Source organism: Clostridium sp. M62/1, assembly GCF_020736365.1.
GTDB lineage: Bacteria > Bacillota > Clostridia > Lachnospirales > Lachnospiraceae > Otoolea > Otoolea saccharolyticum_A.
The window spans coordinates 1,767,875-1,783,133 of record NZ_CP085988.1; the positions used below are offsets into that span (position 1 = coordinate 1,767,875).

Below are 15,259 nucleotides of genomic sequence, written 5' to 3' on the forward strand. Positions count from 1 at the left end.
ACAAAAGAAGGAAATGGGGGAACGGACGCATATGGGTTCGATGAAAACAAGGCTTCAGAATATCAGGATGCCTCACACTTATGTTATTTTGACAATGATCCTTCTTGTGGTGGTGGGACTTACCTATATCATTCCGGCGGGGGAGTATACGAGGATACTCGATCCGGCAAGCGCAAGAGAGATTGTGGAGGCCGGATCCTTTCACTATGTGGAAGGAAAGCGGCCGGGACTGTTTGGGATTTTCCTGGCCCTGCAGAGAGGGTATGTGGATGCAGCGGATATACTGTTTCTGATTATCTTTGCCTACGGCTATGTATACATGCTGATTGACAATGGGACATTAAATGCCCTGATCAATGGTCTGATTCGGATGCTGGGGAGGAGAACCTTTTTAATTATTCCTGTGGGAATGACGGCATTTGGGGTGCTCGGCTCCACCATGGGGATATTTGAGGAGGTTTACGGACTGGTTCCCGTGTTTGCCGGGATTGCGGTGGCTCTGGGATACGACGTGATTGTGGGAGGTGCCATCGTGTTTGTGGGGGTGGCCACAGGCTTTGCGGCAGCCACTCTGAATCCTTTTTCTGTGGGAATTGCCCAGAGCATTGCCGGGGTTCCGATGTTCTCCGGGCTTTTGTTCCACGCAGCAGTCTTTGTGGTGTTTCAGACTGCAGCTATCTTATACGTTATGTGGTATGCAGACAGAATTAAGAAAAATCCCGAAAAGTCGGTGCTCTGGGGGGAGAAGACAGATATCCTTCCTGCCTATGAGCGGAGGGAAGAGCCCATGACGGTGCGTCAGTGGATTTGTATTCTCATGTTTCTGGGCGCGCTTGGAATGCTGCTCTATGGAACTACACAGCTTGACTGGGGGATCAATGAGATTGCAGCCATGTTCCTGATGATGATGATTTTTACGGGAATCGTCGGGGGATATGGGGCTACGAGGATCTGCAGAACCTTTATCGAATCCACCAAGGGAATGATTTCCTCCGTGCTGGTGGTGGGATTTACCAGAGGCATCCTGCTGGTCATGCAGGATGCCAGGATTGCAGATACGGTAGTCTTCTATCTGTCACAGCTTCTGAGCGGACAGAGCCGGGTGGTTTCCTCGGTAGGGATGCTGATGATTCAGAATGTTATCAATTTTTTTATTACCGGTTCCTCCAGCCAGGCTGCAATCACGATGCCTATTATGGCTCCGGTGGCCGATCTGGTGGGAGTCAGCCGTCAGACGGCTGTTCTGGCATACATGTTCGGAGACGGATTTTCCGACATGTTCTGGCCAACGGCCTGTGCCCTGGAATGCGGACTGATGGGAATTCCGATCAGTAAGTGGTATAAATTTATGACCCCTCTGTTTGGGGGCATGATAGTGCTGCAGGTGCTGTTTATTATAATATCTGTGTATGTATTCGTCTGAGCATTCTGAAAAATCAGGACTGTTTAGCCGGCAGGATATGTTCAGACGTACTCCTGCAGTATCTCAAGGCTCAGCCTGTAGGAAGCCTGTTCTCCTTTTTTGAGGATGCGAAGGTGATTCTTGTGAAGAAACTCGTCATCCTCGTCTGAGCAGGCAGAGGAGCCGTTCCAGGGCTCGATGCAGATATATTCAGCTTCCGGCACCGGCTTGGTCCAGAATGCTACGGTGGCAAAATCCTCAAAGTGAGCATGGATGCCGCGGCCTGATCGCGGATTTATGATGGACACCTCGTGGCTGTCAGGCCGGTCAAACCAGAGTGCATCCTCAGAAAACAGGGAATGACTCAGGGAAATATCTGTCCCACTTCCGGGGAAGGGGTGCTCGGAGTTTTTGTCAAACTGGAGCTTTTCAAGGTCATAAGCTCTGTATCCACGAAGCTGGGGCCTTCCAAAGCGGATGACATAGTCATCAAAGGACTCGCCTGCAAAGAGCGGACATCGGATGGCAGGGTGAAGTCCGTAGCAGAAGGGAAGTTCCCGGTCTGCCGGATTTCTGATTTCAGTGAAAAAGGTGAGAGTCTTTCCGTCCAGGGAGTAGGTGATGGAAAACTCGAAGGCAAAGGGAAACGAGTCCTCCGGGAAGTCTGAATCAGACATGCCCAGCGTGACGGAGGATTCTGTGCGGTTTAAAAGATGAAACTGAGTATTTCTCGTAAAGCCATGCTTGGGCATCTCCCATACCTTTCCCCCGATAATCGTTTTTCCGTTTCTGAGGTTTCCGATAATGGGGAAGAGGAGAGGGGAGCAACTGGACCAGACCTTAGGATTTCGCTGCCAGATATATTCTGTGCCCTGCTCGTCCATAAAAGAGATGAGCTGTGCCCCCAGACTGTCCACCCGGGCAGAGATACCATTGTTGGTGATTTCATAGATCATAAAAGAAAACCTCCTTGCTTGTCTTAGGATCTTCTTATTCATTCCTCCAGGAAAAAGCTGTCCTGGGAGGAAAGAACAGGTTCTGGTTCCAGTATAATTGGTTTTTACAGAAGAATCAAGAAACATCAGATACTTTGCGAAACAGAGGAGTTCTGGTATACTGATAGACAGGGAAAAAATACAAATCAGGAAGAGCAGTTAAGAGACCGGAAAACTTTACAGAAGGTCTTCAACTGCGGACAAGGGAGGTACAGACAGATGAAGCAGTCTGAGAGATGGATGGAGGAAGGAAAAACCGGAAATACCGCAAAGCAGCCGGGGATTACGGACAGTCACGCGCACCTGTGTTCGAGACAGCTTTTTCCCAGATGGGAGGAAGTGGTGAGGGAGGCCAGAAAAGCCGGAATTGAGAAGATCCTCATTGTCTGCACCGAGGTGGAGGAGGCCAGAAAGGCCAGCAGAATGGCAGAAGGAGATCCCATGTTTGATGTGGCAGCAGCCTTTTATCCAAATGATATCCTGAAGGTGACAGACAGAGACTGGGAAGAGATGGAACAGCTTATACGAAGCCCTCAGATCAAAGTGGTGGGGGAGATAGGAATGGATTATTACCCCTATGAGAATCCCGTCCCGAAGGAGATGCAGAAGCAGGCCTTCATTCGCCAGATGCGCCTGGCCAATGAGCTGGGAAAGCCGGTTTCCATTCATATGCGGCTGGCTACGGAGGACACCCGAAGCTATATGAAAGAATATCTGCGTGTTCCGGGAATCATGCACTGCTACAGCGGAGGATACCGGGCTATGGGAGATTTCCTGGATATGGGAATGTACATTTCTTTTTCGGGAAATATTACCTTTGAGCTGGAGGATGAGGAAACACAGAGAGCGGTGAGAGAGGTTCCCATGGACAGGATTCTGATAGAAACAGATGCTCCTTCTCTGACGCCGGCTCCTGTTCAGGACAGAGAGAATGAGCCGAAATATATCACCCATGTGATCGACCATATCTGCCGCCTGAGAGGAATCGAACGGGAAACGCTGATCCATGCTTCTTCAGAAAACTATAAAAGACTCATAGAAAAGGGGAGATAACAGATGAATCCAATGGATATGATGAAATTTGCCGGAATGTGGGCCGGCTTTCGGGATAGACATCCAAAGATACCGATGTTTTTTAAGAAGGCCTCGGAAACGGGAGCCTTCTGCGCAGGAACCGTTCTGGAGCTTACCATCAAAACCTCTGAGGGAAAAGAAATGACAGCAAATATGAAGATACTTCCAGAGGATGTGGACCTTCTGAAGCAGATCGCGGGTGTGAAAGGAAAATAAAAGGAAGACAGAAAGATAAAAAAAGAATAAAACAAGACAGAAGGAAGGCAGTCAGCCGCTTCGGTTATGGAAAGACCGGGCGGCTGATTTTTTATGCTAATTTTTTGATTTTTTCTGTGTATTTTTGAAAAAGGTATAAAAGAAAGCTAATTATTGAAATATATCCAATAATTGATATGGTATAGTAATTTGGAAAAAATTTCAAGAAATGGAGAAAATTGCAATGAAAAAAATGAAAATGACAGAAGCTAAAATGGAAGCCTACCGCATTTATCTGATGGAATCAGAAAAAAGTCCGTCAACCATTGAAAAATATCTGAGAGATATCCGTAATTTTTATCAGTTTTTGCCAGAAGAAAAAATCATTGACCGGGAAGCAGTGCTCCTTTACAAGCGGCAGCTGATTCCAAAGTACCAGATAAGCAGCGCCAATTCCATGATTATTGCAGTCAACGGCTTTTTAAGCTTTATGGGGCTGGAAGAGCTGAGAGTAAAGGTATTCAAATTTCAGCGGGCCATGGTCAGTGATCCGGAGAGAGAGATACAGCGGGAGGAGTATATTCGGCTGGTGGAAGAGGCAGAGCGGATGGGAAAAAGCAGGCTGAGCCTAATCCTCCAGACGCTGGGAGCCACCGGAATCCGCATCAGCGAGCTGGTCTGCATTACCAGAGAAGCAGTCAGTTCAGGGCGGGCAGCTGTAAACTTAAAGGGAAAGATGAGAGTAGTTATTCTTCCAAAAAGGCTGAGGGAGAAAATGGAAATATACTGCAGGGAAAATCAGATTTATTCAGGACCTGTTTTTGTCACAAGAGGAGGAAAGCCTGTTGACAGGAGCAATATCTGGTCAGAGATGAAAATCCTCTGCAAAACAGCAGGGATTAACGAAAAGAAAATATTTCCCCACAACCTCCGCCATCTGTTTGCAAGAATTTACTATAAAAATAATCACGATATTGTCTATCTGGCAGACATTCTGGGACACAGCAGTGTGGAAACCACAAGAATCTATACAAGTATCAGCGGATTTGAACATGAAAAAGTTCTTGAAGATATGGAGCTGATTATCTAAAAAATAGTCAGATGAAGAAAAAGTCGAGAAAATACAGCGAAATATGACAAAATAAGAATAATGTAGTAATAAAGCAACAAAAATTCCTAAGTTTCTTTTCAATATCTCATTGTATCAAAGGCTATCAGTAAAGTCAACAACGGAATTCTTATTTTGTAGTAAAAAATGGAAACCGGCGGACTGAAAGGAAGAAGAGAGATGCTCAGGAGAAAGGTAAAAGCAGAACTTACTGATGTGCACGCCCATATTCTTCCGGGAGTCGACGATGGAGCTGAAAGTCTGGAGGAAGCCAGACAAATGCTTCAGATGGCATATGACCAGGGGATCCGACGTATCATCGCAACCCCTCACTACCGGCGGGGACAGGATACAGCGCGGCTCAGAGAGCTGGCCCGGGAGCTTAAAAAAGAGGCAGAAAAGATAGACTCCGATTTTAGAATCTATTTAGGGCAGGAGCTTATGGATTCAGAGGAGCTTCTGGAAGATCTGAAAGAAGGAAGGGCCTTTACCATGGCAGGGAGCAGGTACATACTGATAGAATTTCAGCCTGTGGTTTCCTTCAGCCATATGTGCCAGCGCCTCAGGCAGCTGCAGATGGCAGGGTATCTGCCTGTCATAGCACATATGGAGCGGTATGAGTGTCTGAAAAGAGGGGAAAGAGTCAGGGATCTGATTCAGGCAGGGAATTTTACACAGATGAATTTCTCCAGCCTTCAGGGAAATCCCCTTCACAAAAATACCAGGTGGTGCAGGAGACAGGTTTTAGATGGAAACGTGCATCTGCTGGGAACTGATATGCACCATATCAATCAGAGAACACCGGATATAAAGAAAGCAGTCAGCTGGCTGAGCAGAAACTGCACACGGAGCAGGCTGTACTGGATGGTCTGGAAAAATCCGGCTTACATCATTAAGAAAAAAGAAGGAATGGGCAGGTAGAGGGAGATGGAAAAAAACAGATATGAGGAAAACGACGAGATTGATCTGTTGGAATTATTTTATGAATTAAAGAAAAAGCTGTGGCTGATTATTCTGGCAGCCATAATCGGCGGAGGGGCATTTGGACTGTACAGCAAGATGATTCTTGTTCCCAAGTACACATCCACAGCCATGATGTATGTTCTATCAAAAGAAACTACTCTGACATCTCTGGCAGATCTCCAGATAGGCAGCCAGCTGACTCAGGATTACAAGGTGATGATAACCAGCCGTCCTGTTCTGCAGCAGGTGGTTGATGAGCTGGGGCTTGAATATGGTTATAAAGCACTGAGAGAAAAACTCACCATCGACAATCCGAAAGATACAAGAATCCTTACCCTGTCGGTAGAGGATCCCGATCCGATCCTGGCGGCAGATATTGTAAACACGGTTGCAGAATGTTCCTCTGAGTATATCGGGGAGATAATGGAGATGATTCCTCCTAAGATTGTGGAGGAGGGCGAGGCGGCCGTCGCACCGACCAGCCCTAATGTTAAGAAAAATGCCGTTATGGGAGCAGCAGGCGGAATCTTTCTGGTCTGTGCTTTCGTTGCAGTCCGCGTGATTGTGAACGACACTGTGAAGACAGAGGAGGATGTGGAGAAATATCTGAAACTGTCTGTACTGGCGTCTGTTCCGGAAAAGGATAAAGGAAAGAGAGGGCAGCGCTGATTATGGGAAAGATGATGAAGGTGGTGAATATCCACACAGATGAAAACAGGGATTTCCGCTTTGAGGAAGCGATTAAGACGCTGCGCACCAATATCCAGTTCAGCGGCCCCGACATTAAGACGGTTATGTTTACAAGCGCTGTGCCGGGCGAGGGAAAAAGTCAGATTACCATATCAGAGGCCATGTCCCTGGCAGGGCTTGGTAAAAAGGTACTGGTGGTAGATGCAGACATTAGAAAAAGTGTTCTCCTTACACGATACCAGGTAGAACAGGAGGTACACGGGCTTACGGAGTATCTGAGCGGTCAGAGGCAGATGGAGGAGGTGATCTGCACCACAGACATCCAGGGGATGGATATTATTTTTGCAGGCCCGTACTCGCCGAACCCGTCAGAGCTTCTGGCGGAGCCTCTGTTTAAAGAACTGATTCTAAAAAAGAGAGAAGAATATGATTATATTCTGATCGATACGCCTCCTATGGCAGGCATTACGGACGGAGCTATCATCTCCACGGTATGTGACGGAGCAGTTCTGGTGATAGCGGCAGGAACGGTCAGCCGCAGGATTGAGAGGAGAATCAAGGAGCAGCTGGAAAAGAGCGGCTGCCGGATTTTAGGAGCAGTACTTAATAAGGTTACATCAGAGCATGGAGGCTATTACGGGAAGCGATACAGGAAGTACTATGGCTATGGTGCGGAGAAGTAATCTGGCAGACAGAACGGACGGACAGCGCGGGGGAGAGATAAGCCAGTCATAACAGATTCAAATAAATTGAAAAGAGTGAGTGGTATGAAAAAGAACAAACGAAGGAAAAGGCTGATAATTTTATTCATGGTGCTGATGATTGGGGCAGCTGCGGCAATGCTGAGCAGCCGTTTGGGTATCAGCGGCAGCGGAGAACAGGGAGGCCCGCGATGGGATATTTTAGCAGCAGAAGGACTGCTGCTGGCGGGGGGCTATGGTCTGGCTCTGGCTGCTGGAGGAGAGGGCAGAAAACGTTTGAGAAAGGACGTGTCTTCTCATGTCGGTTAAAAACCGCTCCTTTTATATTTTGATCGATCTGGCAGCGATGGCGGCGGCGTATGTGATGACACAGCTGGCCCTGTACGGCTCCTTGCCGGCCAGGATGAAATGGTACGGCCTTACAATGGTGCTGGGAGTTTATCTGGTATCGGATCTGTTCTTCGGACATGAGAAGCCGCTGGCGGAGGAAAGCGCTGTGGAAACTTTTCTGGACGTGGTGAGGCAGACGGTCTATATGGCCTTTCTGTTTGCCCTCCTCTTGTTCTTGCTGGGGCAGAGAGGCGGGGATACAAGACTGTTTTTCGTCCTCCTGGTGCTGTTTTCCTTTGGATGTCTTTACCTCGGCAGAATTTACTGCAAGGCAGTGATCTTCAATTACTATGGAAATGAAAAAAACAGAACCCGCCTTTTAATCTTTGCAAATCCGTCGAATGTGCAGAAGGCTATGGGCCGGCTCGCCGCCTCCAACCTGTATATGTATGAGCTGATAGCCCTGGTGATCATGGACCGTGAGGGAAAGAACCCTGAGCTGTATCTGATCAGGCCAAAAGATACAGGAGGATATGAGAGGAAAAGCACTTCAGACTTTGATCTTACCGAGTATCTCAAGCGCCAGGCAGTAGATGAAGCCCTGATCAGCCTGCCGGACAGCAGCAGGGAATGCATCAGCAGCCTTTTAGAGAAGCTGCAGTGTATGGGGATTGTCGTCCATGTGGCGGCCAGCAGCCTGGGACTCTCAGAGGAGGAAAAGCAGATAGGAGAGCTTGGACTCTACCGGGTTCTGACCTACGGCCCCCGAATTTTCCGTCCCTCTGAACTGATATTAAAGAGGGCCATGGATATTCTGGGAGCAGCTGTGGGGATTTGCCTGACCGTTTTAATCGGACTCTTCGTCGTTCCGGCCATCAAGCTGGAGTCTCCTGGGCCGGCTGTTTTTAAGCAGACCCGCATTGGGAAAAACGGCCGGAAGTTTTCGATTTATAAGTTTCGTTCCATGTACATGGATGCGGAGGAGCGAAAGAAGGAACTTATGAAGCAGAATGAGATGGAAGGGTTCATGTTTAAGATGAAGGACGACCCGAGAATTACGAAGGTAGGAAAGTTTATCAGGAAAACGAGTATAGACGAGCTTCCGCAGTTTTTTAATGTGCTGCGGGGAGATATGAGCCTTGTGGGAACGAGGCCTCCGACCGTGGACGAGTTTGAGCGCTATGAGGAGCATCACAAAAGGCGCCTTTCGCTCCGGCCTGGGATTACAGGCATGTGGCAGGTAAGCGGACGCAGCGACATCCAGAATTTTGAGGATGTGGTGAGGCTGGATCTGGAGTACATAGACAACTGGTCTGTCTGGCTGGATATTAAGATCCTCTTTCAGACAGTCTTTGTTGTCCTTCTCCACAGGGGGGCAGAATGACAGAAAATAAAAAAAGGCAGAGATGGTTGGCGGCAATTCTGAGAATTTTCGTGTTTGCCGCGGCGGTAGGGTTTGTCACCTTTTCAGTCCAGTCTTATCAGAAAAAAAAGGAAGCAGAGATGACGGCTGAAATGCGGAAAAGCGAAAGAGAGAAAAATGGCCTCCAGACAGGAGACAGGGAGGCTGTCAGAGTTTATAACGGAAAGGAATACAGACAGAATACTCTGAACACTGTGATTCTCTGTGTGGGAGTTGACACAAGCGGGGCTGTAGAGCAGCAGAAGGTTTCCGGCGCGGGAGGGCAGGCAGATGTGATGGCCCTTCTGATACAGAACCGGGCGACAGACGAGGTAAATATTCTCACCATTCCGAGAGACACCATGACAGAGATCAGGCTGTTTGATCTGAATGGAAATTATCTGGGAACGGATGTACAGCACCTGAACCTGGCCTACGGCTACGGAGACGGAGAGCAGGAGAGCTGTGAGCTTCTCACAGAGGCAGTGGAAAATCTGCTGGGGGGAGTGGAGATAGACGGGTATGTTTCCGTCAATATGAGCGCAATCCCTGTTTTGAACGATCTGGTGGGAGGAGTTACGGTTACCATTGACGATCCTGGCATGGAGGGAAGAGATCCCAGCCTCCCCTATGGTGAGACCGTTACCCTTCACGGAAAGCAGGCAGAGACCTATGTGCGCTACAGAGACACCGATGTTTCACAGAGCGCCATTTCAAGAATGGATCGCCACAGGACCTACGCGAAGGGATGGATGGAACAGGCTGAGAAGGAACAGCAGAAAGACAGCCAGTTTCTTGGAAAAACCTTTGACGCGCTGCAGGAGTATATGGTTACAGATCTGAACAAGGATGCATATCTGGATGCAGGTCTGGCAGCCATGGGTACAGAAAATCTGTTTGGCGGAGATCACTTCTTCACAGTGCCCGGCGAGGGAACTGAAGGGCTTGTCTATGACGAGTTTTACCCTGACGGAGAGGCATTTGAGGAAATGATTATAGAGCTGTTCTACAGGGAAACGTAGGGCAGAAATGCCGGACGCCTGCAGAACAGAAATAAAAAAGAAAGGAGAGAGCTACGATGAAAATCAGGTATCAGGCCGGAATTCTGGCAGCAGCGCTGTCACTGTCTGTAATGACCATGGCATTTGCGGCCGGAAGTCCCAGCACAAATCCCAGGCCGATCGGCGGAGGCGGCTCCAGTTCAAGTTCAGGTCCCAGACCGATTGGCGGCGGAAGCTACAATCCGGGAGGCCCTGGACTCACGACCATCGAAGACGGCAGCACGCCTGAGGCTTCCGGAGGAAGCGGGGCGCTGTCTGGCAATACGAATACCGGAGTTAGCGTGACTTTCACGGAAAACTTCGGAGCTTCGATTTCAGACAACCAGATCGCGCAGGTGAATGCGGGGCTTTCCACTATCCAGTCTCTGCCTTCTGACACAGATCTGACAGGGTACAACCCGTTAGTCAGAATTCAGAACATGGAGACAACTGCATCCACTGACGGTCAGCCGATCCAGTTCAGCATCTATGTGCCGAACCTGGTAGAGGGACTGAACAATATTCAGATTCTGATACAGAATCCCAGTACCGGGAAATGGGAGCTGGTAGCGCCTACAGCTGTCAGCACCGGTACAAAGACAGTAACGGTATCTCTTAATTATGCAGGACCGCTTACAGTCGTATACAAGAACTAAGAGACAGGAAGGGAAGGGCAGCAGTGTTTTGATGAAAGGCAGTGCTGCCTTTCTGCCTGGCCTGGTTAAAATAAAAAAATAAATATAAAAGATGAAAAAATATTGATATATGCATGAATTTTGAAAAGAAGGAGCAGCAGATGTGCAGACTGGGAAAGCTGCTTTTGAGATAGAGAAGGCAAAAGGAAAAAATATTCTGAGAAGGAAAAATACGAGTATGAAGAAGCGTTTTTTAAATTTACCGGAGTGTCTGTCCGGACTGGAAGCAAAAACATGGAAAAGACGACTGGTCTCTCTGGCTGCCGGTATGCTTTTGCTGGCCTCCTTCCCCGCCCTTGCAGCCGGACGGTGGCAGAGTGCAGAAGGAGAAAAATATTACATAAAGGAAGACGGATCCCGGTATGAAAATACCTGGTTTTCGATAGAAAGCGTACCTGCAAATCCTCTGGCAAAGGTGACGGTGACCTGGTACTATGCCGGGCCGGACGGAGCCGTCCTCACCAATGGATGGCATGAAATAGAGGGGAAACATTATTATTTCTACCCAGGAGGAAATTCACCCAGAAATGTTTTCTTCAATCTGGACGGAAAGCGCTACTACGTGGATGAGACGGGAGCCCGGGCGGAAAAGGGCTGGTTTTCTGTCACGACCGTCAATTCTTCTACCGGCGTTTCTTCTGTCAGCTGGTATTATGCAAACCCGGACGGAAGCCTGAGGACAGGAGGCTGGCAGGTGATTGACGGTGTGGAGTATTACTTTGACGCCAATGGAAGATCACCGAGAAATAACTGGGTAAATATTGAGGACGCCCGGTATCATGTGGACGAACGGGGCGGAAAGCAGACGGGCTGGTTCTCTGTCTCCGGCGTAAACGGAAATGGACAGGCATACGAAAACTGGTACTATGCCGAGCCGGATGGAAAACTGGCGAGAAACGGCTGGAAGGATCTGGAGGGCCATCGGTATTATCTGGATGCAAATGGATTGTCCTATCGGAAACGCTGGTATGTGGACGGTGATAAAAACCGATACTATCTGGATGAAGAAGGAATCCTTCAGCAGAATGGCTGGTTCCGAATCTCAAACACCAACGCTTCCACAGGAGTGACCACGGAAAACTGGTACTGGGCAGATGCGGCTGGTTCCGCAAAAAAAGACGGAGCGTATGAAATAGACGGAGCCATGTACCGGTTTGATGCCAACGGCACGATGTATAAAAAGAGATGGTACACCGATGAGAAGGGAAAAAAACAGTATTTCGGAGAAAACGGAGCCATGTGCCGGAATCAGTGGTTTTCCATCAGCGGAGAGCGGGCGGACGGCAGCGAATATACCAACTGGTATTACGCCGGTGAGAACGGTTATGTTCTGACCGGCGGCTGGAAGAATATTAATGGAAAAGATTATTACTTTAACACGGGAGGCAATATTTCCACCGGATGGCTGGATGATGATAAATACTACTGCGGTGACGACGGAGCCAGAAGGCATGGCTGGGATTGGATCCAATTGGACGAGGACTGGATTGACGACAACGATAATGTAAAAAAATATGCAGATCGGAACGGGGAGTGGGGCTGGTTTTACTTCTCGCCGGAAAACGGCAGGAAGAGGGAAAGCGGCTCCGGCTTCGAGGAAAGCCGGGTAGACGGAACTACTTACTGCTTTGACACCTATGGGATTATGCAGATGGGCTGGGTCAAAATGAGGGGAGCTTCCCCGGCTCTGAGCGGGTACCGGTACTATTTTCCATATGCGGGGCTGGAAGGATTTATACAGGGACAGAAGGCAGAAGACTGCTGGCTGATGACGGAGCTTCCGGAAGATATTGACGGGGCATCCGGGGAAAAATGGCGGTATTTTCAGGGAAATGGAGCCCCTGTGTGTGCTCCGGCAGGAAGGTACGTGATTCAGAAAATTGACGGAAAGAAGTATGCCTTCGACGACAGGGGAGCCGCCAGAACCGGTCTTCTGGAAATTGATGGGGAAGTTTATTACTTTGGAGAGCCGGACGGCGACTATTCCATGGTCACCGGAGCCTGTGAGCTTACTGATGACACTGGAGAAAAGGCAGATTACTATTTTGAAGCAAGCGGAAAAGGGACGACAGGTATTAAGAACGGACGCTTTTACTATAAGGGAAGACTCCAGACTGCAGACCGGAATGCAAAGTACGAAGTATTCCGGGTACCGGGAAAAGGGCTGCGGCTGATTGACTCAAACGGCAAGGTGGTAAAGGGCAGAAAAGTGACTGACGGTGACAAGTGCAGATGGAAGGTAAATTCCAGCGGAACCATCGAGGAATTTGGCTCCGACTATGTGGCAGAGATTACAGAGCCGGAGACAGTACCATACGAAGGCTAGCGGAGGATAACCAAAGATCCGGCAAAAAATCAGAAGCCGTGAGCAGAAGATACATCATCCTTACAAAAGGGAGGAAACAGGAATGAAACCAGCGTTAGTTATTCTGGCCGCCGGCATGGGGACCAGATTCGGAAAAGGAATCAAACAGCTGGAGCCGGTGGGACCCAAGGGGGAGCTTATCGTGGACTATTCCATCCATGATGCCCTGGAGGCAGGTTTTGGCAAGGTAGTATTCATAATTCGAAAAAGCATGGAGCAGGATTTCCGGGAGCGAATCGGAAAACGGATTGAGAAGCAGGCAGAGACAGTCTATGTTTTTCAGGAGCTGGAGGATCTGCCGGAAGGCTTTTTGCTTCCGAAGGGACGAACGAAGCCCTGGGGAACAGGCCACGCCCTTTTATGCTGCCGGGAAGTGATTCATGAGCCCTTTGCAGTGATCAATGCAGATGACTATTACGGAAAAGAGGCCTTTCGAAAAATGGCAGCCTTCCTTACTGCAGAAAAGCTCAGGACCCAGGACGGAGTTCTGCACGGATGTATGGCAGGCTTTGTTCTGAAAAATACTTTAAGTGACAGCGGAACCGTCACAAGGGGAATCTGCCGGGTGACAGAGGAGGGACTGCTAAGACAGGTCATAGAAACCTATGAGATACGCAAAGAAATGGGGAGCATTGCCCAGGGAGTTCAGAAGGGCGAGCCGGTTATCCTGAATCAGCAATCTCTGGTATCTATGAACATGTGGGGATTTTCAGAAGATTTTCTGGGAATTCTGGAAAAGGGATTTTCGGAGTTCCTCTCCTCCGCTAAGCTGGATCCTTTAAAGAGCGAGTACCTGCTTCCCGATATCGTGGACCGGGAAATTCGGAATGGCCGATGCACAGTCATGGTTTTAAAGACGGAAGACCGGTGGTTTGGAATGACTTACCAGGAGGATGTACCTGCGGTGAAAGAGGCCATCCGGAGGCTGATTGACGAAGGCCAGTATCCGGAGAAATTGGTACAGGAAACGGGCAGATAGCAGAGGCAGGAGAAAAGAACAGAAGAAGGAAAGAGGAACGGAGACAGGTACACTCTGCGGGAGGGAGAGAAGCCATGAACCGACAGGAATATGACAGGGCAGCCTCATTCTGGACAAGCCGGGAATCGGAACTTAAACGGATGGAGCCGGGACAGCTCCTTTCAAAGATGGAGGAATTCCTAACTTCCCACAATACCTGCGCCCTGGCAACGGGAAGCGGGAGTTTCGTCCGGTGTACTCCGCTGGAGTACGAATACTTCAGGGGACGGATGTGGATTCTCACAGAGGGAGGGCTGAAATTTGCAGCACTGAGAGACAACAGCCGGGTCAGTGCGGCAGTCTATGAGCCCTATACAGGATTTGACTCCATGAAAGGCATCCAGATAACCGGAACCGCCCAGGTGGCGGAGCCGGGAAGCAGGGAATTTAAAGAGTATCAGATTCACAGGAAGGAAAAAGAAGGGGAGGGAGCAATGATTCCGCAGGGACTTTATCTTCTGGTGATTCACCCTGAGAAGATGGAAGGGGTGTTTGGGGAGTTTCTGGAGCTGGGGTATTCGGTCAGGCAGACGGTGGAGATGTAGAGGAAGCCGGAGGATCATGCTGGACGCCAAAGAGGGGCATATAGTGGTGCGGGTTTGGTGGTGAACGCTGCAGCCACAAACAACAGCTTTTCAGAAGATACTTAGGAAGGGATGCGCAGAGAATGAAGGATAAACTAAAAATTGCAATGCTGGGACATAAGCGCATTCCATCAAGGGAAGGCGGTATAGAAATTGTCGTTGAGGAACTGTCCACGCGGATGGTAAAGATGGGTCACTCTGTGACTTGTTACAACCGGTCAGGCCACCATGTCAGCGGTAAGGAATTTGACAGAGATGTACATAAAGCATACAAGGGAGTGAAGCTAAAATCAGTCTTAACGGTTAACTGCAAAGGGCTTGCAGCAATGTCGTCCTCATTCTTTGGAGCGATCTGTGCTGCCCTTGGAAGATACGATGTGGTTCATTTCCATGCAGAGGGTCCCTGCGCCATGATGTGGCTGCCGAAACTGTTTGGTAAACGCTGTATCGCAACGATACACGGAGCTTGTGAAATAATAGAGACAACCGGAAAAAGCCTGATAAATCAAGGGTTTTGGCGGCTTGACTGATTGATCTCAATTTCTGTTCGAACGGGTGATCAGCGGTCAGCCAGACCTTGATAGCGGTTTTACGGTGCTGTTCCATCATCATTTACCCAAAATGTAAGGACAGAAATTGAATAAGAAGGAGGTCAGTCGAGCCTGCCGAGGGACTCCCAGTAGGGAGTCCCCGACAG

At 49.0% G+C, this 15,259-nt stretch carries 16 protein-coding genes; 15 read left to right on the plus strand and 1 reads right to left on the minus strand.

The annotated features are described in order from the left end of the window. Positions 1 to 31: 31 nt before the first annotated feature. Positions 32 to 1,423 (plus strand): YfcC family protein, encoded by a 1,392-nt coding sequence (locus LK436_RS08345; RefSeq protein WP_083794781.1) that lies wholly within the window; start codon positions 32 to 34, stop codon positions 1,421 to 1,423. 41 nt (positions 1,424 to 1,464) lie between these two features. Here the strand turns inward: LK436_RS08345 and LK436_RS08350 are convergent, their stop codons facing one another. Beyond that, the gene (locus tag LK436_RS08350; protein WP_044931642.1) at positions 1,465 to 2,358 is read right to left on the minus strand and encodes an aldose 1-epimerase family protein; all 894 of its coding nucleotides are present in this window, start codon (positions 2,356 to 2,358) and stop codon (positions 1,465 to 1,467) included. Positions 2,359 to 2,616: 258 nt separating this feature from the next. Here LK436_RS08350 and LK436_RS08355 point away from each other — a divergent pair, with 258 nt between their 5' ends. The 14 genes from LK436_RS08355 to LK436_RS08420 all read left to right on the plus strand — a co-directional run bounded on the left by LK436_RS08355 (position 2,617) and on the right by LK436_RS08420 (position 15,092). Beyond that, positions 2,617 to 3,450 (plus strand): TatD family hydrolase, encoded by an 834-nt coding sequence (locus tag LK436_RS08355; RefSeq protein ID WP_008398672.1) that lies wholly within the window; start codon positions 2,617 to 2,619, stop codon positions 3,448 to 3,450. A 3-nt stretch (positions 3,451 to 3,453) separates the two neighbouring features. Then, a complete protein-coding gene (locus LK436_RS08360) occupies positions 3,454 to 3,687 on the plus strand; it encodes a hypothetical protein (RefSeq protein WP_008398674.1) in 234 nt (77 codons plus the stop codon). 223 nt (positions 3,688 to 3,910) lie between these two features. Further along, entirely contained in the window at positions 3,911 to 4,756 is an 846-nt protein-coding gene (locus LK436_RS08365; protein WP_044931645.1) for a tyrosine-type recombinase/integrase, read from the plus strand. A 198-nt stretch (positions 4,757 to 4,954) separates the two neighbouring features. Next, a complete protein-coding gene (locus LK436_RS08370) occupies positions 4,955 to 5,695 on the plus strand; it encodes a CpsB/CapC family capsule biosynthesis tyrosine phosphatase (RefSeq protein ID WP_015574488.1) in 741 nt (246 codons plus the stop codon). A gap of 6 nt (positions 5,696 to 5,701) precedes the next feature. Next, entirely contained in the window at positions 5,702 to 6,406 is a 705-nt protein-coding gene (locus tag LK436_RS08375; RefSeq protein ID WP_008398678.1) for a YveK family protein, read from the plus strand. Between the two features lie 2 nt (positions 6,407 to 6,408). Next, positions 6,409 to 7,110 (plus strand): CpsD/CapB family tyrosine-protein kinase, encoded by a 702-nt coding sequence (locus tag LK436_RS08380; protein WP_008398680.1) that lies wholly within the window; start codon positions 6,409 to 6,411, stop codon positions 7,108 to 7,110. An 84-nt stretch (positions 7,111 to 7,194) separates the two neighbouring features. Beyond that, positions 7,195 to 7,437, plus strand: coding sequence for a hypothetical protein (locus tag LK436_RS08385; protein ID WP_008398681.1), 243 nt, complete (start codon positions 7,195 to 7,197; stop codon positions 7,435 to 7,437). Further along, positions 7,427 to 8,842 (plus strand): sugar transferase, encoded by a 1,416-nt coding sequence (locus tag LK436_RS08390; protein WP_227910190.1) that lies wholly within the window; start codon positions 7,427 to 7,429, stop codon positions 8,840 to 8,842. Before LK436_RS08385 ends, LK436_RS08390 begins: the two co-directional genes overlap by 11 nt. Further along, positions 8,839 to 9,882, plus strand: a complete 1,044-nt coding sequence (locus LK436_RS08395) for an LCP family protein (protein WP_008395242.1) — start codon at positions 8,839 to 8,841, stop codon at positions 9,880 to 9,882. The genes LK436_RS08390 and LK436_RS08395 overlap by 4 nt, the downstream gene beginning before the upstream one ends. A 56-nt stretch (positions 9,883 to 9,938) precedes the next feature. Further along, positions 9,939 to 10,556, plus strand: a complete 618-nt coding sequence (locus tag LK436_RS08400) for a hypothetical protein (RefSeq protein ID WP_008395241.1) — start codon at positions 9,939 to 9,941, stop codon at positions 10,554 to 10,556. 217 nt (positions 10,557 to 10,773) lie between these two features. Further along, positions 10,774 to 12,921 carry a hypothetical protein gene (locus LK436_RS08405; protein ID WP_147594734.1) on the plus strand — a complete coding sequence of 716 codons (2,148 nt, stop codon included), beginning with the start codon at positions 10,774 to 10,776 and terminating at the stop codon, positions 12,919 to 12,921. Positions 12,922 to 13,003: 82 nt separating this feature from the next. Continuing rightward, the gene (locus tag LK436_RS08410) at positions 13,004 to 13,939 is read left to right on the plus strand and encodes a nucleotidyltransferase family protein (protein ID WP_008395238.1); all 936 of its coding nucleotides are present in this window, start codon (positions 13,004 to 13,006) and stop codon (positions 13,937 to 13,939) included. Between the two features lie 74 nt (positions 13,940 to 14,013). Further along, positions 14,014 to 14,523, plus strand: coding sequence for a pyridoxamine 5'-phosphate oxidase family protein (locus LK436_RS08415; protein WP_008395237.1), 510 nt, complete (start codon positions 14,014 to 14,016; stop codon positions 14,521 to 14,523). A gap of 122 nt (positions 14,524 to 14,645) precedes the next feature. Further along, on the plus strand, positions 14,646 to 15,092 hold the full coding sequence (locus LK436_RS08420) for a glycosyltransferase (RefSeq protein ID WP_008395236.1): 447 nt from the start codon (positions 14,646 to 14,648) through the stop codon (positions 15,090 to 15,092). The last annotated feature ends 167 nt before the right edge of the window (positions 15,093 to 15,259 follow it).

What these genes read in the sequence shown, in the direction of transcription:
- LK436_RS08345 (WP_083794781.1), top strand. Translation starts at nt 32, where the DNA reads ATGGGTTCGATGAAAACAAGGCTTCAGAATATCAGGATGCCTCACACT.
- LK436_RS08350 (WP_044931642.1), bottom strand. Translation starts at nt 2,358, where the DNA reads ATGATCTATGAAATCACCAACAATGGTATCTCTGCCCGGGTGGACAGT.
- LK436_RS08355 (WP_008398672.1), top strand. Translation starts at nt 2,617, where the DNA reads ATGAAGCAGTCTGAGAGATGGATGGAGGAAGGAAAAACCGGAAATACC.
- LK436_RS08360 (WP_008398674.1), top strand. Translation starts at nt 3,454, where the DNA reads ATGAATCCAATGGATATGATGAAATTTGCCGGAATGTGGGCCGGCTTT.
- LK436_RS08365 (WP_044931645.1), top strand. Translation starts at nt 3,911, where the DNA reads ATGAAAAAAATGAAAATGACAGAAGCTAAAATGGAAGCCTACCGCATT.
- LK436_RS08370 (WP_015574488.1), top strand. Translation starts at nt 4,955, where the DNA reads ATGCTCAGGAGAAAGGTAAAAGCAGAACTTACTGATGTGCACGCCCAT.
- LK436_RS08375 (WP_008398678.1), top strand. Translation starts at nt 5,702, where the DNA reads ATGGAAAAAAACAGATATGAGGAAAACGACGAGATTGATCTGTTGGAA.
- LK436_RS08380 (WP_008398680.1), top strand. Translation starts at nt 6,409, where the DNA reads ATGGGAAAGATGATGAAGGTGGTGAATATCCACACAGATGAAAACAGG.
- LK436_RS08385 (WP_008398681.1), top strand. Translation starts at nt 7,195, where the DNA reads ATGAAAAAGAACAAACGAAGGAAAAGGCTGATAATTTTATTCATGGTG.
- LK436_RS08390 (WP_227910190.1), top strand. Translation starts at nt 7,427, where the DNA reads ATGTCGGTTAAAAACCGCTCCTTTTATATTTTGATCGATCTGGCAGCG.
- LK436_RS08395 (WP_008395242.1), top strand. Translation starts at nt 8,839, where the DNA reads ATGACAGAAAATAAAAAAAGGCAGAGATGGTTGGCGGCAATTCTGAGA.
- LK436_RS08400 (WP_008395241.1), top strand. Translation starts at nt 9,939, where the DNA reads ATGAAAATCAGGTATCAGGCCGGAATTCTGGCAGCAGCGCTGTCACTG.
- LK436_RS08405 (WP_147594734.1), top strand. Translation starts at nt 10,774, where the DNA reads ATGAAGAAGCGTTTTTTAAATTTACCGGAGTGTCTGTCCGGACTGGAA.
- LK436_RS08410 (WP_008395238.1), top strand. Translation starts at nt 13,004, where the DNA reads ATGAAACCAGCGTTAGTTATTCTGGCCGCCGGCATGGGGACCAGATTC.
- LK436_RS08415 (WP_008395237.1), top strand. Translation starts at nt 14,014, where the DNA reads ATGAACCGACAGGAATATGACAGGGCAGCCTCATTCTGGACAAGCCGG.
- LK436_RS08420 (WP_008395236.1), top strand. Translation starts at nt 14,646, where the DNA reads ATGAAGGATAAACTAAAAATTGCAATGCTGGGACATAAGCGCATTCCA.